The organism is Streptomyces sp. NBC_00510 (genome assembly GCA_036013505.1).
In the GTDB taxonomy this organism is placed as follows: domain Bacteria; phylum Actinomycetota; class Actinomycetes; order Streptomycetales; family Streptomycetaceae; genus Actinacidiphila.
In genome coordinates, this window is the sequence record CP107851.1 from 7584547 (window position 1) to 7609148 (window position 24602).

General features: G+C 71.7%; 20 protein-coding genes. 14 read left to right on the forward strand and 6 right to left on the reverse strand.

Features of this window, described 5'->3' with window-relative positions; genetic code table 11:
* Positions 1 to 27: 27 nt before the first annotated feature.
* From yajC to OG937_34345, 5 genes are all read left to right on the forward strand, one after another.
* Entirely contained in the window at positions 28 to 453 is a 426-nt protein-coding gene (yajC, locus tag OG937_34325; GenBank protein ID WUD76405.1) for a preprotein translocase subunit YajC, read from the forward strand.
* Positions 454 to 558: 105 nt separating this feature from the next.
* The gene (gene secD / locus OG937_34330; protein ID WUD76406.1) at positions 559 to 2319 is read left to right on the forward strand and encodes a protein translocase subunit SecD; all 1761 of its coding nucleotides are present in this window, start codon (positions 559 to 561) and stop codon (positions 2317 to 2319) included.
* Positions 2319 to 3458, forward strand: a complete 1140-nt coding sequence (gene secF / locus OG937_34335) for a protein translocase subunit SecF (GenBank protein ID WUD76407.1) — start codon at positions 2319 to 2321, stop codon at positions 3456 to 3458. The genes secD and secF overlap by 1 nt, the downstream gene beginning before the upstream one ends.
* Positions 3459 to 3513: 55 nt before the next feature.
* Positions 3514 to 4074, forward strand: coding sequence for an adenine phosphoribosyltransferase (locus tag OG937_34340; GenBank protein WUD76408.1), 561 nt, complete (start codon positions 3514 to 3516; stop codon positions 4072 to 4074).
* Between the two features lie 292 nt (positions 4075 to 4366).
* Entirely contained in the window at positions 4367 to 6856 is a 2490-nt protein-coding gene (locus tag OG937_34345; protein ID WUD76409.1) for a bifunctional (p)ppGpp synthetase/guanosine-3',5'-bis(diphosphate) 3'-pyrophosphohydrolase, read from the forward strand.
* Between the two features lie 93 nt (positions 6857 to 6949).
* Here OG937_34345 and OG937_34350 read toward each other — a convergent pair whose 3' ends face one another.
* Together OG937_34350 and OG937_34355 are read right to left on the reverse strand one after the other, a co-directional pair.
* Positions 6950 to 8179, reverse strand: a complete 1230-nt coding sequence (locus OG937_34350) for a DUF349 domain-containing protein (GenBank protein ID WUD76410.1) — start codon at positions 8177 to 8179, stop codon at positions 6950 to 6952.
* A gap of 220 nt (positions 8180 to 8399) precedes the next feature.
* Positions 8400 to 9224, reverse strand: coding sequence for a peptidylprolyl isomerase (locus OG937_34355; GenBank protein WUD76411.1), 825 nt, complete (start codon positions 9222 to 9224; stop codon positions 8400 to 8402).
* 193 nt (positions 9225 to 9417) lie between these two features.
* On the opposite strand from OG937_34355, the gene OG937_34360 reads away from it, so the two are divergent.
* Complete coding sequence (locus OG937_34360) at positions 9418 to 10134, forward strand: MBL fold metallo-hydrolase (GenBank protein WUD76412.1); 717 nt, start codon at positions 9418 to 9420, stop codon at positions 10132 to 10134.
* A gap of 13 nt (positions 10135 to 10147) precedes the next feature.
* Positions 10148 to 11410: a histidine--tRNA ligase gene (gene hisS, locus OG937_34365; protein WUD76413.1), complete on the forward strand. Its 1263-nt coding sequence runs from the start codon at positions 10148 to 10150 to the stop codon at positions 11408 to 11410.
* An 87-nt stretch (positions 11411 to 11497) separates the two neighbouring features.
* Here hisS and OG937_34370 read toward each other — a convergent pair whose 3' ends face one another.
* Both OG937_34370 and OG937_34375 read right to left on the reverse strand, forming a co-directional pair.
* Positions 11498 to 13603, reverse strand: coding sequence for an EAL domain-containing protein (locus tag OG937_34370; protein ID WUD76414.1), 2106 nt, complete (start codon positions 13601 to 13603; stop codon positions 11498 to 11500).
* Entirely contained in the window at positions 13600 to 14409 is an 810-nt protein-coding gene (locus OG937_34375; protein WUD76415.1) for an SAM-dependent methyltransferase, read from the reverse strand. Before OG937_34375 ends, OG937_34370 begins: the two co-directional genes overlap by 4 nt.
* A 281-nt stretch (positions 14410 to 14690) precedes the next feature.
* Here OG937_34375 and OG937_34380 point away from each other — a divergent pair, with 281 nt between their 5' ends.
* Positions 14691 to 15335: a vitamin K epoxide reductase family protein gene (locus tag OG937_34380; protein ID WUD76416.1), complete on the forward strand. Its 645-nt coding sequence runs from the start codon at positions 14691 to 14693 to the stop codon at positions 15333 to 15335.
* 44 nt (positions 15336 to 15379) lie between these two features.
* Complete coding sequence (locus OG937_34385; GenBank protein WUD76417.1) at positions 15380 to 16729, forward strand: replication-associated recombination protein A; 1350 nt, start codon at positions 15380 to 15382, stop codon at positions 16727 to 16729.
* A gap of 37 nt (positions 16730 to 16766) precedes the next feature.
* Here the strand turns inward: OG937_34385 and OG937_34390 are convergent, their stop codons facing one another.
* Positions 16767 to 17483 (reverse strand): DUF2470 domain-containing protein, encoded by a 717-nt coding sequence (locus OG937_34390; GenBank protein ID WUD78980.1) that lies wholly within the window; start codon positions 17481 to 17483, stop codon positions 16767 to 16769.
* A 199-nt stretch (positions 17484 to 17682) separates the two neighbouring features.
* Here OG937_34390 and rpsD point away from each other — a divergent pair, with 199 nt between their 5' ends.
* On the forward strand, positions 17683 to 18294 hold the full coding sequence (gene rpsD / locus OG937_34395; protein ID WUD76418.1) for a 30S ribosomal protein S4: 612 nt from the start codon (positions 17683 to 17685) through the stop codon (positions 18292 to 18294).
* A gap of 98 nt (positions 18295 to 18392) precedes the next feature.
* Here the strand turns inward: rpsD and OG937_34400 are convergent, their stop codons facing one another.
* On the reverse strand, positions 18393 to 20540 hold the full coding sequence (locus OG937_34400) for a regulator (GenBank protein ID WUD76419.1): 2148 nt from the start codon (positions 20538 to 20540) through the stop codon (positions 18393 to 18395).
* Positions 20541 to 20701: 161 nt separating this feature from the next.
* Between OG937_34400 and OG937_34405 the strand changes: the two genes are divergently transcribed.
* Genes OG937_34405 through ruvX form a run of 4 tightly spaced genes read left to right on the forward strand, consistent with a single transcriptional unit; the run spans position 20702 to position 24562 of the window.
* Positions 20702 to 21124, forward strand: coding sequence for a DUF948 domain-containing protein (locus OG937_34405; protein ID WUD76420.1), 423 nt, complete (start codon positions 20702 to 20704; stop codon positions 21122 to 21124).
* A gap of 5 nt (positions 21125 to 21129) precedes the next feature.
* Entirely contained in the window at positions 21130 to 21420 is a 291-nt protein-coding gene (locus OG937_34410) for a DUF6167 family protein (protein WUD76421.1), read from the forward strand.
* Complete coding sequence (gene alaS / locus OG937_34415; GenBank protein WUD76422.1) at positions 21420 to 24089, forward strand: alanine--tRNA ligase; 2670 nt, start codon at positions 21420 to 21422, stop codon at positions 24087 to 24089. The genes OG937_34410 and alaS overlap by 1 nt, the downstream gene beginning before the upstream one ends.
* Positions 24090 to 24097: 8 nt before the next feature.
* A complete protein-coding gene (ruvX, locus tag OG937_34420; protein WUD76423.1) occupies positions 24098 to 24562 on the forward strand; it encodes a Holliday junction resolvase RuvX in 465 nt (154 codons plus the stop codon).
* Positions 24563 to 24602 lie beyond the last annotated feature (40 nt).

Genomic DNA, 24602 nt, shown 5'->3' on the forward strand with positions numbered 1-24602 from the left:
GGCCGTGCGAAGGATCGTCAAGACACCATGAATCTGGTTCAAATCCTGCCTTTCGTCCTGATCATCGGTGTCATGCTGCTGATGACCCGCTCCGCGAAGAACCGTCAGCGCCAGGCCACGCAGATGCGTGACCAGATGTCCCCCGGCTCGGGCGTCCGGACGATCGGCGGCATGTACGCCGTCGTCAAGGAGGTCAACGAGGACACGGTCCTGCTGGAGCTGGCCGACGGCGTCCACGCGCACTTCGCGAAGAACGCCATCGCCGCCGTCCTCGACCAGGCCGAGTACGACCGTGTCGTCCACGGCATCGACCCGGAGCCCGAGCTCGAGGCGCACGACGCCGAGGACGTCGAGGACGTCGAGAAGGCCGACGAGCACGTCGACCTGAGCAAGACCGCCGACGAGGGCGTGACCGAGGACGCCTCCAAGACGGACGGCACCGACAAGAAGTAACGGCCCGGCCGGTACGTTTCAGGTTCGGCAAGTCCGTACTACTCATCGTGCCGCCCTGCTGCGCGCGCAGGTCCGCAGGGCGGTTGGACAGGGAGAATCGAGAAGGTGGCAGCACCGAAGAGGGGCCGTAAGCCCTCGGGGAGCCAGGGATACCCCGGGCGGGCGCTGGCAGTGATCCTGCTGGCCATCGTGGCGCTTACCGGAGGGATGTTCCTCTCCGGCCACACCACCCCCCGGCTGGGCATCGACCTCGCCGGCGGTACGAGCATCACGCTGACGGCCAAGAGCGACCAGGCCGGCGCGATCAACAAGACCAACATGGACACCGCCAAGGCGATCATCGACCGGCGTGTCAACGGTCTGGGTGTCTCGGAAGCCGAAAGCCAGATCCAGGGCGACCGGAACATCATCGTCAACATCCCCAAGGGCACCAACGCCGCGCAGGCCGAGCAGCAGGTCGGCACCACGGCCCAGCTCTACTTCCGGCCGGTGCTCGCCGAGGTGGCCAACGCCCCGGCGGCGTCGGAGTCGCCCGGCGCCAGCCCCTCGGGCTCGCCCTCGTCCCCGGCCTCGCCGTCCGCGAGCGCGTCCACCGGCGCCAAGGTCTCCGGCTCCCCGTCCGCGAGCGCCTCGACGCAGGGCCGCGCCGTCACCGACGCGCTGAAGGCCTCGTCGACGCCGTCCGCCTCCGCCTCGGGTTCGCCCTCGCCGACCCCGACGCCTTCGGCGAGCGCCGCGGCCCCCGGCAGCACGCTGGACACCTCCATCCCGGAGGACCTGCAGGCGAAGCTCGCCGCGCTGGACTGCTCCGACGCGAAGACGCGCGCCAACCTGAACCTCAAGGCCAAGCCGACCGACAAGATCGTCGCGTGCAGCCAGGACGGCGGCGCCAAGTACGCCCTCGGCCCCGCCGCGGTCGACGGCAAGAACGTCAGCAAGGCCGCCGCGCAGTTCGACACCCAGGGCGGCAACGGCTGGGTCGTCACCCTGAACTTCGACGGCACCGGCTCCAAGGCCTTCTCGAAGATCACCTCGCAGCTGTCCCAGCAGCAGCCGCCGAACAACCAGTTCGCGATCGTGCTGGACAACGAGGTCGTCTCCGCCCCCTCGGTGAACCAGACCCTGAGCGGAAGCGCCGAGATCTACGGCAGCTTCACCCAGGAGAGCTCCCAGGACCTGGCGAACGTCCTGTCCTACGGCTCCCTGCCGCTCACCTTCGACAAGTCGGACGTCACCAAGGTCTCCGCGGCGGTCGGCGGCGAGCAGCTGCACGGCGGCCTCATCGCCGGCGGCGTCGGCCTCGCCCTGGTCGTGCTCTACCTGGTCGCCTACTACCGCGGCCTGAGCTTCGTGGCGATCCTGAGCCTCATCGTCTCGGCGATCCTCACCTACGAGATCATGACGCTGCTCGGCCCGGCCATCGGCTTCGCACTGAACCTGCCGGCGGTCTGCGGCGCCATCGTGGCCATCGGCATCACCGCGGACTCGTTCATCGTCTTCTTCGAACGCATCCGTGACGAGCTGCGCGAGGGCCGCTCCCTGCAGCCGGCCGTGGCCCGTGGCTGGCCGCGCGCCCGCCGCACGATCCTCGTCTCGGACTTCGTGTCGTTCCTGTCGGCCGCCGTGCTCTTCGTCGTCTCGGTCGGCAAGGTGCAGGGCTTCGCCTTCACCCTGGGTCTGACGACGCTGCTCGACGTGGCCGTGGTGTTCCTCTTCACCAAGCCGCTGATGACGATCCTGGCCCGCAAGAAGTTCTACGCCAGCGGACACCCCTGGTCCGGGCTCGACCCGCGTGCCCTGGGCGTCAACCCCCCGCTGCGCCGCACTCGCCGCCCCGCGGCCCGTACCGACGTCAAGGAGGCCTGATGTCCCGGCTCGGCAACCTCGGGCACCGCCTGCACCGAGGCGAGATCGCCTACGACTTCGTCGGCAAGCGCAAGCTCTGGTACGGCGTCTCGATCCTGATCACCATCGCGGCGATCGTCGGTCTCGCCGTCAACGGCCTCAAGCTCGGCATCGAGTTCTCCGGCGGCGCGGTCTTCACGACCCCGAAGACCGAGATGTCGGTCAGCCAGGTCCAGGACAAGATCGCCGACAACACCGGCGGCCACCAGGCCATCGTGCAGAAGCTCGGCACGGGCGCCGTCCGCGTCCAGATCAGCGACATCTCGCTCACCGAGGCGAAGAAGATCCAGGGCGAGATCGCCGAGGACCTGAACGTCAAGTCGGCCGACATCGACCCGCAGATCATCGGTCCGAGCTGGGGCGACGAGATCTCCAAGAAGGCCTTCCAGGGCCTGGTGATCTTCATGGTCCTGGTGACGATCTACCTGGCGATCGCCTTCGAGTGGCGCAAGGCCGTGGCCGCGCTGATCGCCCTGATCCACGACCTCACGATCACCATCGGCGTCTACGCCATCGTGGGCTTCGAGGTCACCCCGGGCACCGTGATCGGTCTGCTGACCGTCCTCGGTTACTCCCTCTACGACACCGTCGTCGTCTTCGACGGTCTGAAGGAGTCCACCAAGGACATCACCAAGCAGAACCGCTACACGTACAGCGAGCTGGCCAACCGCAGCCTCAACCAGACCCTGGTGCGTTCGATCAACACCACGGTCGTGGCGCTGCTCCCGGTGGCGGGCCTGCTGTTCGTCGGCGGCGGTCTGCTCGGCGCGGGCATGCTCAACGACATCGCCCTGTCGCTCTTCGTCGGCCTCACCGCCGGTGCGTACTCCTCGATCTTCATCGCGACCCCGCTGGTCGCGGACCTCAAGGAGCGCGCCCCGGAGATGAAGGCGCTGCGCAAGCGCGTGCTCGCCAAGCGCGCCGCCGACGCCCGCCGTGGCGAGGACGGCGTGGACGAGCCGCAGGACGGGGTCCCCGCGGACGAGGACGGCGGACCGGTGGAGGACGACACCCACGCGGGTGCCGCCGTCGTCGGCGGCCAGCGCAACCAGCCGGCCCGCAACCGCAGCCGCAACCGTCCCTCCGGCAAGCGCCGCTGAGGACGCAGCGGACGTTCGACGAGTCGCAGCGACGAAGGACCGAGGAACACCACCGATGACCATCGCGGACGCCACCCCGGAAGGGCTGCGCAGCCTGCTGCTCAGCCGCATCCGGGACGTGCCCGACTACCCGAAGCCGGGCGTGATGTTCAAGGACATCACCCCGCTGCTGGCCGACCCCGGGGCGTTCAACGCGCTGATCGACGCCCTGGCCGGGCTCTGCGCCCGGCACGGCGCCGACAAGGTCGTCGGCCTCGAGGCGCGCGGGTTCATCCTCGCCGCCCCGGCAGCCGCCCGCGCCGGGCTCGGGTTCGTGCCCGTGCGCAAGGCGGGCAAGCTGCCCGGGGCGACGCTGGGCCAGGCGTACGACCTGGAGTACGGCACCGCCGAGATAGAGGTCCACCAGGACGCCTTCTCGGCCGGTGACCGGGTCCTGGTCATCGACGACGTGCTCGCCACCGGCGGCACGGCGGAGGCGTCCCTGGAGCTGATCCGCCGCACCGGCGCCGACGTCGCCGGTGTCGCGGTCCTCCTGGAACTGGGCTTCCTCGGCGGGCGTGCCCGCCTCGCCCGGTCCCTGGGCGGTGCCCCCCTGGAGGCACTGATCGCGGTCTGAGCACCCTTTCCGACGTGTGGCGCCAGAGTTCCGGCTCCGGCGCCACACGCATGTCCGGGATGCGGGGATGCCGGGACGACCGCGGATGCCGAGGGCCTGACCAGCCCGTCGGCGGCTCGACGGCAGGAGGCGGGCTCCCGGCCTCGGAAGCGGTGCGGGGCCCGCCTCCGGGCGTTGCGGGGGGTCCACGGGGCGGACGGGACGCGGTCCACCCGGTCAGATCGCTACCATGGTGTCTCGGAACCTCCCTCCTCGCCCGTCTCCGGCCGGGAGGGGACCAGAAGGAGTGCCCTTGCAAGAAGAGGCCAGGCAGGCTCAGCCGACGACGACCGCAGACGGGAAGCAGGCGGCTTCCCTCTCCGCGGCTCCTCCCGTCGCGCCCGCCGCACCCGCGGAGAGCAAGGCCGCAGGGCCCGCTCCCGCCGCCCCGGCGACGCCCGCCGCCCGGCCCGTACGCACTCCCGGGAGCGTGGCCCCGAACCGGCCCGCCACCTCCTCCAACCGTGTCCGCGCCCGTCTCGCCCGGCTCGGCGTCCAGCGTTCCAGCCCGTACAACCCGGTCCTGGAGCCCCTGCTGCGCATAGTCCGCAGCAACGACCCCAAGGGCGACACGTCGCAGCTGCGCCAGATCGAGCGTGCCTACCAGGTCGCCGAGCGCTGGCACCGCGGCCAGAAGCGCAAGAGCGGCGACCCGTACATCACGCACCCGCTGGCGGTCACGACGATCCTGGCCGAGCTGGGCATGGACCCGGCGACGCTGATGGCCGGGCTGCTGCACGACACCGTCGAGGACACCGAGTACGGCCTGGACGCGCTGCGCCGCGACTTCGGCGACTCCGTCGCGCTGCTGGTGGACGGCGTCACCAAGCTGGACAAGGTCAAGTTCGGCGAGGCCGCGCAGGCCGAGACGGTGCGCAAGATGGTCGTCGCCATGGCGAAGGACCCGCGTGTGCTGGTCATCAAGCTCGCCGACCGCCTGCACAACATGCGCACCATGCGTTACCTCAAGCGGGAGAAGCAGGAGAAGAAGGCCCGCGAGACGCTGGAGATCTACGCCCCGCTGGCGCACCGGCTGGGCATGAACACCATCAAGTGGGAGCTGGAGGACCTCGCGTTCGCGATCCTCTACCCCAAGATGTACGACGAGATCGTCCGGCTGGTCGCGGAGCGCGCCCCCAAGCGGGACGAGTACCTGGCGGTCGTCACCGACCAGGTGCAGCAGGACCTGCGCGCCGCCCGCATCAAGGCGACCGTCACCGGCCGCCCCAAGCACTACTACAGCGTCTACCAGAAGATGATCGTGCGGGGCCGGGACTTCGCCGAGATCTACGACCTGGTGGGCATCCGCGTCCTCGTCGACACCGTCCGCGACTGCTACGCGGCGCTGGGCACCATCCACGCGCGGTGGAACCCGGTGCCGGGGCGGTTCAAGGACTACATCGCGATGCCCAAGTTCAACATGTACCAGTCGCTCCACACGACGGTCATCGGGCCCAGCGGCAAGCCGGTCGAGATCCAGATCCGCACCTTCGACATGCACCGCCGCGCCGAGTACGGCATCGCGGCGCACTGGAAGTACAAGCAGGAGGCCGTCGCCGGCGCCTCCAAGGTGCGCACCGACAGCCCGAAGTCCGCCAAGAAGGACGACGCCGTCAACGACATGGCGTGGCTGCGGCAGTTGCTCGACTGGCAGAAGGAGACGGAGGACCCGGGCGAGTTCCTGGAGTCGCTGCGCTTCGACCTGTCCCGCAACGAGGTCTTCGTCTTCACCCCCAAGGGTGATGTCATCGCGCTGCCCGCCGGCGCGACCCCCGTCGACTTCGCGTACGCCGTCCACACCGAGGTCGGCCACCGCACCATAGGGGCGCGGGTCAACGGCCGCCTGGTGCCGCTGGAGTCGACCCTCGACAACGGCGACACCGTGGAGGTCTTCACCTCCAAGGCGGCGGGCGCCGGCCCGTCCCGCGACTGGCTGGGCTTCGTCAAGTCCCCGCGCGCCCGCAACAAGATCCGCGCCTGGTTCTCCAAGGAGCGCCGCGAGGAGGCCGTCGAGCAGGGCAAGGAAGCCATCGCGCGTGCGATGCGCAAGCAGAACCTGCCGATCCAGCGGGTGCTCACCGGCGACTCGCTCGTCACGCTCGCCCACGAGATGCGCTATCCCGACATCTCCGCGCTCTACGCGGCGATCGGCGAGGGGCACATCACCGCGCAGTCCGTCGTGCACAAGCTCGTCGAGGCCCTGGGCGGTGAGGAGGGCGCGACCGAGGACATCGCCGAGGTCACGACCCCGTCGCGCAGCCGCACCAAGCGGCGCTCGGCCGCCGACCCGGGTGTCATCGTCAAGGGCGAGAAGGACGTCTGGGTCAAGCTGTCCCGCTGCTGCACCCCGGTGCCGGGCGACCCGATCATCGGCTTCGTCACCCGCGGCAACGGCGTCTCCGTGCACCGGGCCGACTGCGTGAACGTCGAGTCGCTCTCGCAGCAGCCCGAGCGGATCATCGACGTCGAGTGGGCGCCGACCCAGTCCTCGGTCTTCCTGGTCGCCATCCAGGTCGAGGCGCTGGACCGGTCCCGTCTGCTGTCGGACGTCACGCGCGTCCTGTCCGACCAGCACGTCAACATCCTGTCCGCCGCCGTCCAGACCTCCCGCGACCGGGTGGCCACCTCGCGCTTCACCTTCGAGATGGGCGACCCCAAGCACCTCGGGCACGTCCTGAAGGCCGTGCGCGGCGTCGAGGGCGTCTACGACGTGTACCGGGTGACGTCGGCGCGCCAGCGCTGACACGGCGCGGAGAAGCACGCGGAAGGGCCCGTACGCCTCGCGTACGGGCCCTTCTCCGTGGTCCTGCGGGTGCCTCGGTGGCTCAGCCGAACCTCAGCCGCCGAACTCGTCCAGGGACTTGAGCGCCTGGTCGAGCAGCGCCTGCCGCCCGTCCAGTTCCCGCTGCAGCTTGTCGGCCTTGGAGGTGTTCCCCGCCGCCCGCGCCGCCTCGATCTGCTCGCGCAGCTTGTCGACGGCCGCCTGGAGCGCCCCGGTCAGGCCCGCGGCACGCGCCCGCGCCTCGGGGTTGGTGCGGCGCCACTCGGCCTCCTCGGACTCCTGGATGGCGCGCTCCACCGCGTGCATGCGGCCCTCGATGCGCGGCCGGGCGTCGCGCGGCACGTGGCCGATCGCCTCCCAGCGCTCGTTGATGCCGCGGAAGGCGGCGCGCGCCGCCTTCAGGTCGGTGACCGGGAGCAGCTTCTCGGCCTCGATGGCCAGCTCCTCCTTCAGCGTGAGGTTCTCGCGCTGCTCGGTGTCGCGCTCGGCGAAGACGTCGGAGCGGGCCGCGAAGAAGACGTCCTGGGCGCCGCGGAAGCGGTTCCACAGGTCCTCCTCCGCCTCGCGCTGGGCGCGGCCGGCGGCCTTCCAGTCGGTCATCAGCTCGCGGTAGCGCGCCGCCGTGGGACCCCAGTCGGTGGAGCCGGACAGCGCCTGCGCCTCCTCCACCAGCTTCTCCTTGCGCCGGCGGGCGTCCTCGCGCTGCGAGTCGAGCGCCGCGAAGTGGGCCTTGCGCCGCTTGGAGAAGACCGAACGGGCGTGGCTGAAGCGGTGCCACAGCTCGTCGTCGGTCTTGCGGTCCAGCCGGGGCAGCCCCTTCCAGGTGTCGACCAGGGCGCGCAGCCGCTCACCGGCGGCGCGCCACTGCTCGCTCTGCGCCAGCTGCTCGGCCTCGGTGACCAGGTCCTCCTTGGCCGTCTTGGCCTCCTCGGAGGCCTTGGCCTTGGCGACCTTGCGCTCCTCGCGGCGGGCGTCGACCTGGTCGGTCAGCGCGTCCAGCCGCTTGGCGAGGGCTTCCAGGTCGCCCACGGCGTGGGCCTCGGTCACCGTGGCGCGCAGGTGATCGATGGCGGTCAACGCGTCCTTGGGGGACAGGTCGGTGGTCTTCACCCGGCGTTCGAGGAGGCCGATCTCGACGACGAGGCCCTCGTATTTCCGCTCGAAGTAGGCGAGCGCCTCCTCAGGGGAGCCTGCCTGCCACGAGCCGACTTCACGCTCGCCATCGGCCGTACGCACGTACACGGTCCCCGTCTCGTCGACGCGGCCCCACGGGTCGCTGCTCACAGCGCCTCCTCCACGTGATGCCCGGCCGCCGTACGGCTCGCGGGCATCGTCCACAGTTCCATTCGGCCGGGCCGTGCCCTGACCGGTCCGACGGTCCGCTCACATCCATGGTGCAGCCGTCGGAGCAGGCACCCTACACAACGCCAACATAGGCGACCGGTGCCCCGGCTGTCCGCATCCCGCACCCGCGAAATTCACCTGCGGGTGCGGGACGCGGCGGTCAGGACTTCCCGACCGTCGCCTTGTTGATCACCACGGTGGCGTTCGGGGCGCCGTCACCGGCACCGGTCGACTCGCCCGCGGCCGCGATCTTGTCCAGCACCTTCATGCCGGCCGCGCTGATCGTCCCGAACGGGGTGTAGTTCGGCGGCAGCGGGCTGTCCTTGTAGACCAGGAAGAACTGGCTGCCGCCGGTGTGCGCCTGGCCGGTGTTGGCCATGGCGACCGTGCCCGCCGGGTACGTGCCCCCGGCGACCTCCTTCGCCTTCAGGTTCTCGTCCGGGATGGTGTAGCCGGGGCCGCCGCTGCCCTGGCCCGTCGGATCGCCGCACTGCAGCACGTAGATGCCGCTGGTGGTGAGCCGGTGGCACTTCGTGTGGTCGAAGTAGCCCTTGCCGGCCAGGAACGCGAAGGAGTTGACCGTGTGCGGGGCGTTCTTCGCGTCGAGGTCCAGCGCGATGTCGCCGCAGGTCGTCTGCAGCGTGAAGGTGTACTTCGCCGCGGTGTCGACGGTGACCGCGGGCTCCTTCTTCCACTGCTCCGTGCCGGGGCTGCCCGCGGCGGGCTTGGCGCACGGGTCGGGCGCCTTGCTCGTCTCCGCGGGGGTGGGGGAGGCGCCCGCGGCGGCGGCGTCGTCCTTCTTGGGGTCCGAACCGAAGGCGCCGGCCGCCCAGGCCGTGGCGCCCGCCGCCAGGACCACGGCGAGCACGGCGGCGACCACCGCGTTGCGCCGTACGGTCTTCCGGTGGGCCTGCACACGGCGGTCGTGCTGCCGCTCGAACTTGTCCCGGGCGAGCTGGCGCCGCCGCTGATCCTTGGTGACCACTGAGCCGTCTCCCGATGCCTTCTGCTCGTCGCGTCCGAATGTGACTGCGTTCGCCGCCGATCTTCGCGCCCGGCGCGCCCCCCAGTCCAGCCACGTTACTGGTTCGCGATGGCCGCGTCAGCGCCGGTAGGCTCGTGGGGCCGCCGTCGTGCGGTACGACCTGCCGAGAACGACTGCCGACAGAAGGACGAACGTGCTCATTGCCGGGTTCCCCGCCGGGGCCTGGGGCACCAACTGCTACGTGGTCGCCCCCGCCGCCGGTGAGGAGTGCGTGATCATCGACCCGGGCCACGAAGCGGCCCAGGGCGTCGAGGACACGCTCGCCAAACACCGTCTCAAGCCCGTCGCCGTCATCCTCACCCACGGCCATCTCGACCACACGGCCTCGGTCGTCCCGGTCTGCGGGGCCCATGGCGTCCCGGCCTGGATCCACCCCCGGGACCGCTACATGCTGAACGACCCGGAGAAGGCCCTCGGCCGCTCGATCGGCGCGCAGCTGCTCGGCGAACTGACCATCGGGGAGCCCGACGACCTGAAGGAGCTCACCGACGGCAGCACGCTGGAGCTCGCCGGTCTCGAGCTGTCCGTGGCGCACGCGCCCGGCCATACCGAGGGGTCGGTGACCTTCAGGCTCCCCGAGACCGCCGAGATCCCCTCGGTGTTCTTCTCGGGCGACCTGCTGTTCGCCGGCTCCGTCGGCCGCACCGATCTGCCCGGCGGTTCCATGGACGAGCTGTTCGTGTCGCTGGCCCGTGTGTGCCTGCCGCTCGACGACTCGACCGTGGTGCTGTCCGGCCATGGACCCCAGACGACCATCGGCCGTGAGCGCGCCACCAACCCGTACCTGGCGGAGGTGGCCCGCGGCCTCGGAGGGGACGACCACCCCGCCCCTCCGCGACGAGGAATGTGACGAGAGACCTCCTGTGAGCACCTTCCAGGCCCCCAAGGGCACCTATGACCTCCTGCCGCCCGATTCCGCCGTGTTCCTGGCGGTCCGCGAGGCGCTGTCCGCGCCGCTGCGGCGGGCCGGCTACGGCTACGTCGAGACCCCCGGCTTCGAGCAGGTCGAGCTCTTCTCCCGCGGCGTCGGCGAGTCCACCGACATCGTGACCAAGGAGATGTACACCCTCACCACCAAGGGCGGCACGAACCTCGCGCTGCGCCCCGAGGGCACCGCCTCCGTGCTGCGGGCCGCGCTGGAGGCCAACCTCCACAAGGCCGGCAACCTGCCGGTCAAGCTCTGGTACTCCGGCTCGTACTACCGCTACGAGCGGCCGCAGGCCGGGCGTTACCGCCACTTCTCCCAGGTCGGCGCCGAGGCGATCGGCGCCGAGGACCCGGCGCTGGACGCCGAGTTGATCATCCTGGCCGTGGACGCCTACCGCTCGCTCGGGTTGCGTGACTTCCGCCTGCTGCTGAACTCGCTGGGGGACCGCGAGTGCCGTCCGGTCTACCGGGCCGCCCTCCAGGACTTCCTGCGCGGCCTCGACCTCGACGAGGACACCCGCCGGCGGATCGAGATCAACCCGCTGCGCGTCCTGGACGACAAGCGCGACAGCGTGCAGAAGCAGCTCGTCGGGGCCCCGATGATGCGCGACCACCTGTGCGAGGCCTGCAAGGCCTACCACGAGCAGGTGCGCGAGCTGCTGACGGCCGCGGGCGTGGCCTACGAGGACGACCCGAAGCTGGTGCGCGGTCTGGACTACTACACCCGCACCACCTTCGAGTTCGTGCACGACGGCCTCGGCTCGCAGTCCGCGGTCGGCGGCGGCGGCCGCTACGACGGCCTGTCCGAGATGATCGGAGGCCCCGCGCTGCCGTCGGTGGGCTGGGCGCTGGGCGTGGACCGTACGGTGCTGGCCCTGGAGGCCGAGGGCATCGAGCTCGAACTGCCCGCTGCCACGCAGGTGTTCGCGGTGCCGATGGGCGAGGAGGCGCGCCGGGTGCTGTTCGCGGTGGTCACCGAGCTGCGCCGGGCGGGTGTCGCCACGGACTTCGCCTTCGGCGGCAAGGGGCTGAAGAACGCGATGAAGTCCGCCAACCGTTCGGGAGCGCGCCTCGCGATCGTCGCCGGCGAGCGCGACCTCGCCGAGGGTGTCGTGCAGGTGAAGGACCTGGAGAGCGGCGAGCAGAGCGCGGTGCCGCTCGACGGCGTCGTCGCTGCCGTGCGGGAGCGGCTCGCCTGACCGTCCGACGGTCACGCGGCCGGCCGGTGTCCCCACCGGCCGGCCGCGCCGTGCGCGCGCACCGGCCACCGGCCTCCCGGCCGCGGGTCACTCCGGTCGTCCCCGCTCGATCCACCGGGCGATCCGCTCCGGCCGCATCGGCCGCCCGAAGTACCAGCCCTGGCCCCAGTCGCAGCCCAGTGAGCGCAGCCGCCGGGCGTGCTGGGAGTTCTCCACGCCCTCGGCGGTGACCGTGAGGCCGAGCGCGTGCGCCAGCGACACCAGCCCGCCGACGATCCGCCAGCCGACGGGGTCGTCCGTTCCGGCGCGGTGGGGGTCGGTGACGAACGCTCCGGCGATCTTCAGCCCGGACACCGGAAGGTTCCTCAGGTAGGCCAGGTTCGACCAGCCGGTGCCGAAGTCGTCGACGGCCAGCGAGACCCCGGCGTCGGCGATCGCCTGCAGGGCGCGCAGCGACTCGTCCTCGGGCCCGATCACGGCGCTCTCGGTGATCTCCAGCTCCAGGCGCCCGGGTTCGAGCCCGGTGCTCTCCAGGATCGACGTGACGTCGTGCACCAGGCCGGGGTTGCGGATCTGACGGACCGCCAGGTTGACGTTGATCTGCGGGGCCGCCTCCCCGTAGCGCCGCACCCAGGCGGCCGCCTGCCCGACCGCGCGCTCCAGGATCCACCGGCCCAGCGGCATGATCAGCCCGGTCTCCTCCGCCGTCCCCACGAACTCGTCCGGCCCCAGCACCCCGAACTGCGGGTGACGCCACCGCACCAGCGCCTCCACCGCCGCCAGGGAGCCGTCGGCGAGCGAGCACAGCGGCTGGTAGTCGATGAAGAACTCCCCGCGGTCCAGCGCCACCGGCAGCCGTACGGAGATGGCGTACCGGCTCACGGCGCGCGCGTTGTGCCGGGGGTCGAAGAGCGTCCAGCGGCCCCGTCCGGCCTCCTTGGAGCGGTACAGCGTCAGATCCGCCGCCCGCACCGCCGCGCCCGGGGTCGTGGCGGCGATCCGCTGTGCCAGCACCCCGACGCTCGCGCCGATCGTCAGCTGCTGGTCGCCCACGAGGAAGGGCCGCGCGAGCGTGGTCAGGACGAGCTTGGCGACCGCCACCGCCTCCTGGTCGCCGCGGCACTCCTCCAGCAGCACCACGAACTCGTCACCGCCCAGCCGGGCCACCATGTGCCCCAGCGGAGCGAGCGCGGCGTCCAGCCGCTCGGCCACGGCCGTCAGCAACTGGTCCCCGGTCCCGTGACCCAGGCTGTCGTTGACGACCTTGAAGCCGTCGAGGTCGACGTAGCACAGGCCGAAGCGCGCGCCGGGCTGCGGCTGCTCGAAGAGGCCCTCCAGCCGCTCGAAGAACGCCGTGCGGTTGGGCAGCCCGGTCAGCGGGTCGTGGGTGGCCTGGTGACGCAGCCGCTCCTGCAGCCGGTAGCGGTCGGTGATGTCCTCCACCATCGCCACCTGGTAGCGGGGCTCCCCGTGTTCGTCGCGGATCAGCGAGACGGTCAGGTGGGTCCACACCACCTCGCCGTCGCGCCGGTAGTACGGCTTGTCGCACTGGAACCGCTCGCGGCGCCCGTTGACCAGGTCGTCGTACGCCTCCCACACCCCCGGGGCGTCCTCGGGGTGGACCAGCTCGGTGACCCGGCGGCCCCGCAGGTCCTCCGGGCGGGCCCCGAGCAGATCCCGGAGCGCCTGGTTGAACTGCACGATCGTGCCGTCCACGTCCGCGATGCCGATGCCGATGGCGGCGTGCTCGAACAGCGCGCGGAACCGGGCCTCCGAGGCGCGCCGGGCCCGCTCGGCGTCCTCACGGGCCCGGAAGGCCGCGCGCTGGATCGCCTCCTGCTCGCGCAGCGTCCGCTCGCGCAGCGCCGCCGCCCAGCCGGAGGCGAAGGCGCCGGCCACCACCGGTACCCGGTCGGGAGCGGCCGGCTGGATCTGCAGCAGCGCCACGGCGGCCGCCAGGATCTCGGGGTCGGTGAAGTGGGCCTCCACCAGCAGCGTGCCGGCCTGTTCCGCCGGCGCGGTGTCGCACGTGGGGTCGCCCAGCGCCCGTCCGAGCAGCTCCGCGGTCGTGGCCGCCACCCGGTGCAGGGTCAGCGGGGGCAGGGCGAGCCCCGGGCCGGAACGCAGCAGGTGCGACCAGGCGTCCGCGAAGTCCGGGGCGGGTCCCGCGACGGGGGAGCGGGACTCCCTCACGGCCGCCGCCCCACACCGGCCAGGCCCGACATGCGCTCGGGATGCGGCCCCACCGACTCGGGGTCCTCCGGGCGCCACTCGGGCAGCCACACCAGGCCCGGCGGCAGGAGGTCCCAGCCGTCGAAGAACGCCGTCACGTCCTTCCTGGTCCGCATGACCAGCGGCGTCGTGGTGCGCCGGGCGTACAGCTCCGCCAGCGAGTCCGCCTGCTCGGGGCGGCTGTCCCGGGAGGCGTGGGTGAGCACCAGATGGCTGCCGGGCGGTACGGCGTCGCGCAGCGCGCCCACGATCTTGGCGGGGTCCTCGGCGTCGGTGACGAAGTGGAGCATCGCCACCAGCAGCACCGCCACCGGTTCCCCGGGTGCGAGCAGGGCGGTGACCTCGGGCCGGGAGAGCAGGTCGCCGGTGTCGGTCATGTCGGCCATCACCATGGCGCTCAGCGGGTCGTCCTGGAGCAGCAGGCGGCTGTGGGCCACCGCGATCGGGTCCAGGTCCACGTACACCACGCGTGCTTCCGGGTGGACGGCCCGCGCGACCTCGTGCACGGCGCCGAAGGTCGGGATCCCGGAGCCGATGTCCAGGAAGCGGGTGATGCCCAGGCCGGCGAGGTGCTGGACCGCGCGGCGCAGGAAGGCGCGGTTGGCACGCATGATCACCGGCAGGTCGGGCCACAGCGCCATGGCCTGCCGCGCCATGTCGCGGTCGGCCTCGAAGTTGTGGGATCCGCCCAGGTAGTAGTCGTAGACCCGGGCGGCGTTCGGCGTCTCGACGTCCGTCCCTGCGGGCACCCACTCGGGTCGACGCATGGGGCACCTCTCCCCGTCGAAGTGAATCCTCGGATCTCCGCGTCCTCTGAGAATCCTATATGTCTTATTTATGTGCATTTTCGGGAGGGTTCGGTCCATCGCACCTGTGCGGCGGTCGGTAACACAGGGCGATGGGTGCCACACGAAGCGCAGCCGAATTCCGCCCTCCCGCCCGGCCGTTGTCGCTCGCGCGGGTGACACGGCACCATGGGACCCGGCACTTCCGGCGGGTTCGACGCGTTGGGCAGTGCGGCACATTCCCGACCCACGGAAACGGCGACATGGTGACTACGGTGGTTGACACGGCTCGCACCGACAGCGGGAGCCAGGAGCCCACGGACGGGCTCATCGGCGCGGGCAGGGCCTTCACCTGGCTGCTCGTGGTCTGCGGTGCGCTCGGCCTGCTCGCCTCGTGGGTCATCACGATCGACAAGTTCAAGCTGCTGGAGGACCCGAACTTCGTCCCCGGCTGCAGCCTGAACCCGATCATCTCCTGCGGCAACATCATGAAGAGCGAGCAGGCGCACGCCTTCGGCTTCCCCAACCCGATGATCGGCATGGTCGCCTACCCGGTCGTCATCGCCCTCGCCGTGGGAATGCTCGCCGGCGCCCGCTACCGTCGCTGGTTCTGGCTCGGACTGCAGGCCGGGACGCTCTTCGGCGTCGGCTTCGTCACATGGCTGCAGTACCAGTCGCTGTACAACATCGGCTCGCTGTGCCTGTGGTGCTCGCTGGCGTGGGTCGTCACCATCGCGCTGTTCTGGTACACCCTCGTCCACAACCTCAAGCACGAGATCATCCCGGCGCCCGCCCGCGTCCGGGACCTGGTGCTGGAGTTCCACTGGGTCGTCCCCGTCCTCTGGTACGGCGCGATCGCGGTGGCGATCCTGACCCGCTGGTGGACGTACTGGAGCACCCTGATCTGACGGCGGGGCCGCGGTGTCGGTGCCGTGACATAGGCTTCCTTGCCGTGGAGCCCGACCTGTTCACCGCCGCCGCAGAGGAACGCCAGTCGAGGGAGCCCGGAGGCAGCCCCCTGGCCGTACGGATGCGCCCGCGCACCCTCGACGAGGTCGTGGGGCAGGGCCATCTGCTCAGGCCCGGGTCGCCGCTGCGGCGCCTGGTCGGCGAGGGTGGGGGCGGACCGGCGGGACCGTCCTCGGTGATCCTCTGGGGTCCGCCGGGCATCGGCAAGACGACCCTCGCCTACGTCGTCAGCCACGCCACCAACAAGCGCTTCGTCGAGCTGTCGGCGATCACCGCGGGCGTCAAGGAGGTCCGCGCGGTCATCGAGAGCGCCAAACGCGAGTCCGGCGGCTACGGCCGCGACACCGTGCTCTTCCTGGACGAGATCCACCGGTTCAGCAAGGCGCAGCAGGACTCCCTGCTCCCCGCCGTCGAGAACCGCTGGGTCACCCTGATCGCCGCCACCACCGAGAACCCGTACTTCTCGATCATCTCCCCGCTGCTGTCCCGGTCCCTGCTGCTCACCCTGGAGCCGCTGACCGACGACGACCTGCGCGGCCTGCTGCGGCGGGCGCTCGCCGACGAGCGCGGGCTGAAGGGCGCGGTCACGCTGCCCGAGGACACCGAGGAGCACCTGCTGCGGATCGCCGGCGGGGACGCCCGCCGGGCGCTGACCGCCCTGGAGGCCGGCGCGGGCGCCGCCCTGGCGAAGGGCGAGCCGGAGATCTCCCTGAGCACCCTCGAGGAGACCGTCGACCGTGCCGCCGTGAAGTACGACCGTGACGGCGACCAGCACTACGACGTGGCCAGCGCCCTGATCAAGTCCATCCGCGGCTCGGACGTGGACGCCGCCCTGCACTACCTGGCCCGCATGATCGAGGCGGGGGAGGACCCGCGGTTCATCGCCCGCCGGCTGATGATCTCCGCGAGCGAGGACATCGGCCTGGCCGACCCGACCGCGCTGCCCACGGCGGTCGCCGCGGCCCAGGCGGTGGCGATGATCGGCTTCCCGGAGGCCGCGCTGACCCTCAGCCACGCCACGATCGCGCTCGCCCTGGCCCCCAAGTCCAACGCGGCGACGACGGCCATCGGGGCCGCGCTCGCCGACGTGCGCGCGGGCAAGGCGGGGCCTGTCCCGGCGCATCTGCGCGACAGCCACTACAAGGGCGCCGCGAAACTCGGGCACGGCCAGGGCTACCAGTACCCGCACGATCTGCCCGGTGCCATCGCCGCCCAGCAGTACGCGCCGGACGAGATCCACGGCCGGCGCTACTACGAGCCGACGCGCTACGGCGCTGAGGCCCGCTACGCCGACGTCCTGGAACGGGTCAGGGAACGGCTGGCGGGGGAGTAGCGCCACGCCCGGTGGGGCCGGGTGCGCCGGGGCCGGGTCAGCGGTCCTGTGCGGCCGCGGCCTCCTGCGCGGCGTCGAAGAGGGAGTGCATGGCCCGGTGCAGGTCGGCGTGGCCCCGTACGGGCTCCAGGAACTCGAAGCGGGCGTCGAAGGTGCCCTCCTCGCCGGTGAAGCGCACCCGCAGCCCGAAGCGGTCCAGGGCGAGCGGCACCGCGGTGGTCGGCGTGCTGCGGCAGGCGCCGGTGCCGCCGGCGAGCGCGCACAGCCAGCCCACCTGGTCGGCGTGGGCGGCCGCCAGGTGCTGCAGCAGCTCCGCCTCGTGGTCGACGAGCGGGTCGGGGCGGGCTGCGGCGAACTCGTCCGGCTCCACCTGCTCCGCGCCCCACAGGTCGTCCAGCGACGCCTCGCCGACCTCCAGCCGCAGCCGCACCTTCCCGGCCGGGGCCGGCAGGTCGCGCGCGACGGTGAGCCAGCCCGCGATCCAGGCGCGGCCGCGGATGCGTCCGGGCACCGCGACCGGGGCGACGTCAGTGATGTCGAGCACAGCCGTGAGGTCGTCGTCCTCGGCGTGCGTGGCGGCCCGCACGGCGGGCGATTCCGCGGGGAACAGCAGGAACAGGTCGCCGTCGGTGCCCACGATCCGCTCGTCCGGGACCATGAGCTCGGGGAGGTCGGGCACCAGGCCGGCAATCACCAGGATGGCGGAGGCGGTACTCTGTACGAGAGTTCGTGTGCGCTCGGCTGCTGACGGCAGTCGGGCGGTTTCATGCCCGCTGGGACGCGGCTGACCATGAGCTGATCGGACCCCCGTCAAGTCGGCGCCCGCCGTGGCGTCGGCGGCGCCCTGTGCGGCGTCCATTGCGTCCGTGATGCGCGTGGTGTTCCCAGGGCGAGACATACGATCTCCTTCGCTAAGGTAAGCCTTGCCTAACTTACATGGAGGTCTGGGAAACGTGAACCAGTCGCGTCCCAAGGTCAAGAAGTCGCGTGCCCTCGGCATCGCCCTGACGCCGAAGGCCGTCAAGTACTTCGAGGCCCGTCCCTACCCGCCGGGCGAGCACGGCCGTGGCCGCAAGCAGAACAGTGACTACAAGGTCCGACTGCTGGAGAAGCAGCGTCTGCGCGCGCAGTACGACATCTCCGAGCGCCAGATGGCCCGTGCCTACGACCGCGCCCGCAAGGTCAGCGGCAAGACCGGCGAGGCCCTGATCGTCGAGCTCGAGCGCCGCCTGGACGCCCTCGTCCTGCGCGCCGGCCTGGCCCGCACGATCTACCAGGCCCGCCAGATGGTCGTCCACGGCCACATCGAGGTCAACGGCCACAAGGTCGACAAGCCGTCGTTCCGCGTCACCCCCGACGACGTCGTGATGGTCCGCGAGCGCTCCCGCGCCAAGACCCCGTTCCAGGTCGCCCGTGAGGGCGGCTGGGCCGGCGAGGGCGAGACCCCGAAGTACCTGCAGGTCAACCTGCAGGCGCTGGCGTTCCGCCTGGACCGTCTGCCGAACCGTCGTGAGGTCCCCGTGATCTGCGACGAGCAGCTCGTCGTCGAGTACTACGCTCGCTGACGCCTGCCCCACCCGGCACGCACGTCAGCCCCGGCGCCCCGCCCTTCCGGCGGGGCGCCGGGGCTTTCGCGTGCCCGGGGTGACCCTGCTCGCCCCGGTCAGTCCTGGGCGGACCGGCCGAGCGGCGCGCCCGCGGGCAGCGAATCGGCGGGTGGCACGGGACCGCGGGGCGGACGTGGGCCGGTGCGTGTCGGGGGCAGCCCGGTCAGGGCCCTGGCGACGGCCGCGTCGAGGTCGAGGACGCCACCCTCGGCGTACGCCCCCTCGTAGCCGACCCGGCCCAGCTCGGCGCGGGCCAGTTCCTCGCAGCGCTGGTGGGGGATGCCGAAGTGGCGCGAGCCGAACACCGGCAGCCCGACGAGCCGCCAGATGCCGCCCGCCGCGCCCTGCAGCACCGCCGCCTCCCGGGCGTCCTCCGCGACCCGCAGCAGCGCGAGTAGCTCGATGCCGAGCACGATGCCCACCATGTCGCGGAAGGCGTGGTTGATCCGCACGCACTCGGCCGCCAGTTCGGCGGCGAGCACGGGGTCGTCCTGCCACCAGGCGATGACCGCCCGCGTGTAGAGCGCGTACGCCAGCGCCCAGCGCTCCCCGTGGTCCTCGCAGACCTCGCGGATGTGCTCGCAGAGCTCGATCCCGCCCTCCAGGTCCCCCTCGAAGGCCACCGCCATCGCCAGCTCGACCTCGGCCATGATGACGTTGCTGTTGAGCTCGCCCAGCGTCCGGTAGTGCCCCAGCGCCTCCTCGAACAGCGCCCTGGCGCGCGGCAGGTCGTCGCTGAGCAGCGCCCCGCACCCCATGCGGTGGACCGCGTACGCCACCGCCGTCGCGTCGCCGGTGGCCAGTGCCTGCTCCCGGCACTCGTACAGCATGCCCAGCGCCGCGGTGCCGTCGCCCTGGAGGATCGAGACGTAACCGCACACCCACAGCGCCTTGGCGCGCTGACCCGTGGGCTCGTGGTCGGCCGCCAGAGCGCGCTCCAGCCAGTACCGGCCCTCGGCGAGCCGGCCGCAGCCGACCCAGAAGAACCACAGGCTCGCCGCCAGGTACTGCCCGGTCCGCAGCTCCTCGGGGACCTCCAGGGAGAACTCCAGCGCGGCCCGCAGGTTCGCCAGCTCCCGCTCGGTGCCGGCCGAGATCTCCGCCTGCCGTGCGCCGAACCACTCCATCTCGCCCCAGGTGGCGAACCCCAGGTACCAGTCGCGGTGCCGGGTCCGCAGCCGCCGTTCCTCGCCCAGCTCGCGCAGCCAGCCCAGCCCGTACTCGCGCACGGTGTCCAGCAGCAGGTAGCGCACCACGCCCGCGTCCTCGCGGCGCAGCACCACCGACTTGTCCACCAGGTCCGCCAGCAGGTCCACCATCGCGTCGGCGGTCACCTCGCCGCCCGCGCACACGTACTCGGCGGCGTCGAGGTCGAAGTCCCCGGCGAACACCGACAGCCGTGCCCACAGCAGCCGTTCGCGCGGGGTGCACAGCTCGTGGCTCCACCCGATCGTGGTGCGCAGCGCGCGGTGCCGTTCGGGACCGCCCGTGCCGCCGCGCCGGGTGAGCAGCCGGAAGCGGTCGTCCAGCCGCCCGGTGATCTGCCGCACCGACAGCGCCCGCACGCGGCCCGCCGCCAGCTCCAGCGCCAGCGGGATGCCGTCCAGGTGGCGGCACAGCTCCTCCACCTCGGCCCGGTTGCCGGCGTCCACGGTGAAGCCCGGCAGCACCGCGGCCGCCCGGTCGGCGAACAGCTCCACCGCCTCGTCGGAGTCGCTCAGCGGCTCCAGCGCCACGATGTGCTCGCCGGCCACCCCCAGCGGCTGCCGGCTGGTGGCCAGCAACCGCAGTCCCGGTGCCCGCCGCAGCATCGCTTCGGCCAGCTCCGCGGCCGCCTCCACCTGCGGTTCGCAGCAGTCCAGGACGAGCAGCAGCTCGCGGCGGGCCAGGAAAGCGCCGAGCGCGGCCCGGGGGCCGCGCGTGGTGTGGTCGGTGAGGCCGAGCGCGTCCGCCACGGCGTGGTCCACCAGCCCCGGATCCCGTACGGCCCCCAGCTCGGCCAGCCAGACCCCGTCGGCGAACCCGGCGCGCAGCCCGGCCGCCGCGCGCAGCGCGAGCCGGGTCTTGCCGACCCCGCCCAAGCCGGTCACCGTCACCATCCGGGCCCGCTCCAGCAGGCGGGCCACCTCGTCGAGCTCGCGCCGCCGGCCGACGAAGTGGTTCAGCTCGCACGGCAGGTTGCCGGGCGTCGTCTCATGGCGCATGGGTCACGGAGGGTATCGTCAAATAAGCGGAACGTACAGTCCGGGCCCCGTCGCCCGGGCCGGTGGGGGGCGGCCCCGGCCCGCAATGCGGTACGGAGCGTGCTGCCCGTCGCGATAAGGTCGGTACCTGGTTGGCGCGGTGGATCCGAGGGAGTGGCAGCGTGTCCGGTGGAGAGGTGGCCGGCCTCATCGTGGCCGTCTTCTGGGCGATCCTGGTGTCGTTCCTCGCCGTGGCACTCGTGCGGCTCGCGCAGGCGCTCCGTCAGGCCACCCGCCTCGTGGCGGAGGTGACCGACCAGGCCGTGCCGCTGCTCGGCGAGGCCTCCGAGGCGGTCCGTTCCGCCCACGCCCAGCTGGCCCGCGTGGACACCATCACCTCCGACGTCGCCGAGGTGACCGCGAACGCCTCCGCCCTGTCCACGACCGTCGCCTCCACCTTCGGAGGCCCCCTCGTGAAGGTCGCGGCCTTCGGCTACGGCGTGCGGCGTGCGGTCACCCTCCAGGCCAAGGGCGCCGCCAAGAAGCGCACCGTGGTCGTCGGCCGGACGCTTCCGTCCGCCCGCAGCCGTAAGTCAAGGGGCTGACCTGCATGTTCCGCCGTGCCTTCTGGTTCACCGCCGGTGCCGCCGCCGGGGTGTGGGCCACCAACAAGGTCCATCGCAAGATCCGCAGCCTGACCCCCGAGAGCCTCGCGGCGAAGGCGGCCGACAAGGCCCTCGAGGCCGGGGACCGGCTGCGCACCTTCGCGCAGGACGTCCGCGCCGGGATGACCGAGCGCGAGGAACAGCTCAACGACCAACTGGGCCGTACGGCCCCCGACCTCGACATGCCGGCCCAGCGGCCGGAGATCGCGTACCACCACCGGAAGGACGAACACTGATGGAGTCGGCAGAAATCCGCCGCCGCTGGCTGCGTTTCTTCGAAGAGCGCGGGCACACCGTCGTGCCGTCGGCGTCGCTCATCGCCGACGACCCCACGCTCCTTCTGGTGCCCGCGGGCATGGTCCCGTTCAAGCCCTACTTCCTGGGTGAGGTCAAGCCGCCCTTCCCGCGCGCCACCAGCGTGCAGAAGTGCGTCCGCACGCCCGACATCGAGGAGGTCGGCAAGACCACCCGCCACGGGACGTTCTTCCAGATGTGCGGCAACTTCTCGTTCGGCGACTACTTCAAGGAAGGCGCCATCAAGTTCGCCTGGGAGCTGCTCACCAGCTCCGTGGCGGACGGCGGTTACGGTCTCGACCCCGAGCGGCTGTGGATCACCGTCTACAAGGACGACGACGAGGCCGAGCAGATCTGGCGCGAGGTCGTGGGCGTGCCCGCCGAGCGCATCCAGCGCCTGGGCATGAAGGACAACTTCTGGTCCATGGGCGTCCCGGGCCCCTGCGGCCCGTGCTCCGAGATCAACTACGACCGCGGCCCCGAGTTCGGCGTCGAGGGCGGCCCGGCCGTCAACGACGAGCGGTACGTGGAGATCTGGAACCTGGTCTTCATGCAGTACGAGCGCGGGGAGGGGACCGGCAAGGAGGAGTTCCCGATCCTCGGCGACCTGCCCGCCCAGAACATCGACACCGGTCTCGGTCTCGAGCGTCTCGCCATGATCCTGCAGGACGTGCAGAACATGTACGAGACCGACACCCTGCGCGCGGTCATCGACAAGGCCACCGAGCTCAGCGGCGTCGCCTACGGCGCCGCGCACGACTCCGACGTCTCGCTGCGCGTGGTCGCCGACCACATGCGCACCTCCGTCATGCTGATCGGTGACGGCGTCACCCCCGGCAACGAGGGCCGCGGCTACGTGCTGCGCCGCATCATGCGCCGCGCCATCCGCAACATGCGGCTGCTCGGTGCCACGGACGCCGTCGTCGGCGACCTCGTCGACACCGTCATCAAGACGATGGGCCAGCAGTACCCGGAGCTCGTCGAGGACCGCAAGCGCATCGAGACGGTCGCCCTCGCCGAGGAGACCCGCTTCCTCAAGACGCTGAAGGCCGGCACCAATGTGCTGGACACCGCCGTCACCGAGGCCAAGTCCGCCGGTTCCGGTGTGCTCTCCGGCGACAAGGCCTTCCTGCTCCACGACACCTGGGGCTTCCCGATCGACCTCACCCTCGAAATGGCCGCCGAGCAGGGCCTGTCGGTGGACGAGGACGGCTTCCGCCGCCTGATGAAGGAGCAGCGGGACCGCGCCAAGGCCGACGCCCTGGTGAAGAAGAGCGGTCATGTCGACATGTCGGCGTACCGCTCCATCGCCGACACGGCCGGGAGCACCGTCTTCACCGGGTACACCGACAACGAGGGCGAGGCCAGTGTCGTCGGCCTGCTGGTCGACGGTGTGCCCTCGCCGGCCGCCAACGAGGGCGACGAGGTCGAGGTCATCCTCGACCGCACCCCCTTCTACGCCGAGGGCGGCGGCCAGCTCGCCGACACCGGCCGCATCCGCACCGACTCGGGCGCCGTCATCGAGGTGCGCGACGTGCAGCAGCCCGTGCCCGGCGTCACCGTGCACAAGGGCAGCGTCCAGGTCGGCGAGGTGACCGTCGGCTCCGCCGCGTTCGGCAAGATCGACCTCGGCCGCCGCCGCGCCATCGCCCGCGCCCACAGCGCCACCCACCTCACCCACCAGGCGCTGCGCGACGCGCTCGGCCCCACCGCCGCCCAGGCCGGTTCGGAGAACTCCCCGGGCCGCTTCCGCTTCGACTTCGGCTCGCCGGCCGCCGTGCCGGGCAGTGTGCTGACGGACGTCGAGCAGAAGATCAACGCCGTGCTCTCCCGCGAACTCGACGTCACCGCCGAGATCATGAGCATCGACGAGGCCAAGAAGGCCGGCGCCATCGCCGAGTTCGGCGAGAAGTACGGCGAGAGGGTGCGCGTCGTGACGATCGGCGACTACTCCAAGGAGCTCTGCGGCGGCACGCACGTCCACAACACCGCCCAGCTGGGCCTGGTGAAGCTGCTCGGCGAGTCCTCGATCGGTTCCGGCGTGCGCCGGGTCGAGGCCCTGGTCGGCGTGGACGCGTACAACTTCCTCGCCCGCGAGCACACGGTCGTGGCCCAGCTCCAGCAGCTGGTCAAGGGCCGTCCGGAGGAGCTCCCGGAGAAGATCTCCGGCATGCTCGCCAAGCTCAAGGAGGCCGAGAAGGAGATCGAGCGCTTCCGCGCCGAGAAGGTCCTGCAGGCTGCCGCCGGGCTCGCCGCCTCCGCCCAGGACGTCAAGGGTGTGGCCCTGATCACCGGCCAGGTGCCGGACGGCACCGGCGCGGACGACCTGCGCAAGCTCGTCCTGGACGTCCGCCAGCGGATCAGCGGTGGCCGCGCTGCCGTCGTGGCCCTGTTCACCGTCGCCAACGACCGTCCGCTGACCGTCATCGCCACCAACGAGGCGGCCCGTGAGCGCGGCCTGAAGGCCGGCGAGCTGGTCCGCACCGCCGCCAAGACCCTCGGCGGCGGCGGTGGCGGCAAGCCGGACGTCGCCCAGGGCGGCGGCCAGAACGCGGACGCGGTCGGCGAGGCCATCGCCGCCGTGCAGCGCCTCGTCGCCGAGACTGCCTGAGGTCGTCGATGCGCAGGGGTCGCAGGATCGCGATCGACGTCGGGGACGCCCGCATCGGGGTCGCCTCGTGCGACCCCGACGGGCTGATCGCCACACCCGTCGAGACGGTGCCCGGCCGGGACGTCCCGGCCGCGCGCCGTCGCATCGCGCAGATCATCGAGGAGTACGAGCCGATCGAGGTCCTGGTCGGCCTGCCCCGCTCGCTCAGCGGGCGGGAGGGGCCGGCCGCGGCCAAGGCCCGCGAGTTCGCCCAGGATGTGGCGAAGATCATCTCCCCCGTTCCGGTGCGCCTCGTTGACGAGCGGATGACCACCGTCACGGCCACCCAGGGCCTGCGCGCATCGGGCGTCAAGGCCAAGAAGGGACGTTCCGTCGTCGACCAGGCGGCGGCCGTGGTCATCCTCCAGAGCGCCCTCGAGACCGAACGGGCGTCTGGTAAAGAGCCGGGCGAGAGCGTCGAACCGTTTATCTGATCGCGGTACGGTAACGTTCCGCGCAGCACGGCGGCTCCAC

Bases quoted from the DNA above. Each gene is read 5' to 3' on its own strand.
- OG937_34400 (WUD76419.1), bottom strand. From the start codon at position 20,540: ATGCGCCATGAGACGACGCCCGGCAACCTGCCGTGCGAGCTGAACCAC.
- yajC (WUD76405.1), top strand. From the start codon at position 28: ATGAATCTGGTTCAAATCCTGCCTTTCGTCCTGATCATCGGTGTCATG.
- ruvX (WUD76423.1), top strand. From the start codon at position 24,098: ATGCGCAGGGGTCGCAGGATCGCGATCGACGTCGGGGACGCCCGCATC.
- OG937_34340 (WUD76408.1), top strand. From the start codon at position 3,514: ATGACCATCGCGGACGCCACCCCGGAAGGGCTGCGCAGCCTGCTGCTC.
- OG937_34410 (WUD76421.1), top strand. From the start codon at position 21,130: ATGTTCCGCCGTGCCTTCTGGTTCACCGCCGGTGCCGCCGCCGGGGTG.
- OG937_34380 (WUD76416.1), top strand. From the start codon at position 14,691: ATGGTGACTACGGTGGTTGACACGGCTCGCACCGACAGCGGGAGCCAG.
- alaS (WUD76422.1), top strand. From the start codon at position 21,420: ATGGAGTCGGCAGAAATCCGCCGCCGCTGGCTGCGTTTCTTCGAAGAG.
- secF (WUD76407.1), top strand. From the start codon at position 2,319: ATGTCCCGGCTCGGCAACCTCGGGCACCGCCTGCACCGAGGCGAGATC.
- OG937_34375 (WUD76415.1), bottom strand. From the start codon at position 14,409: ATGCGTCGACCCGAGTGGGTGCCCGCAGGGACGGACGTCGAGACGCCG.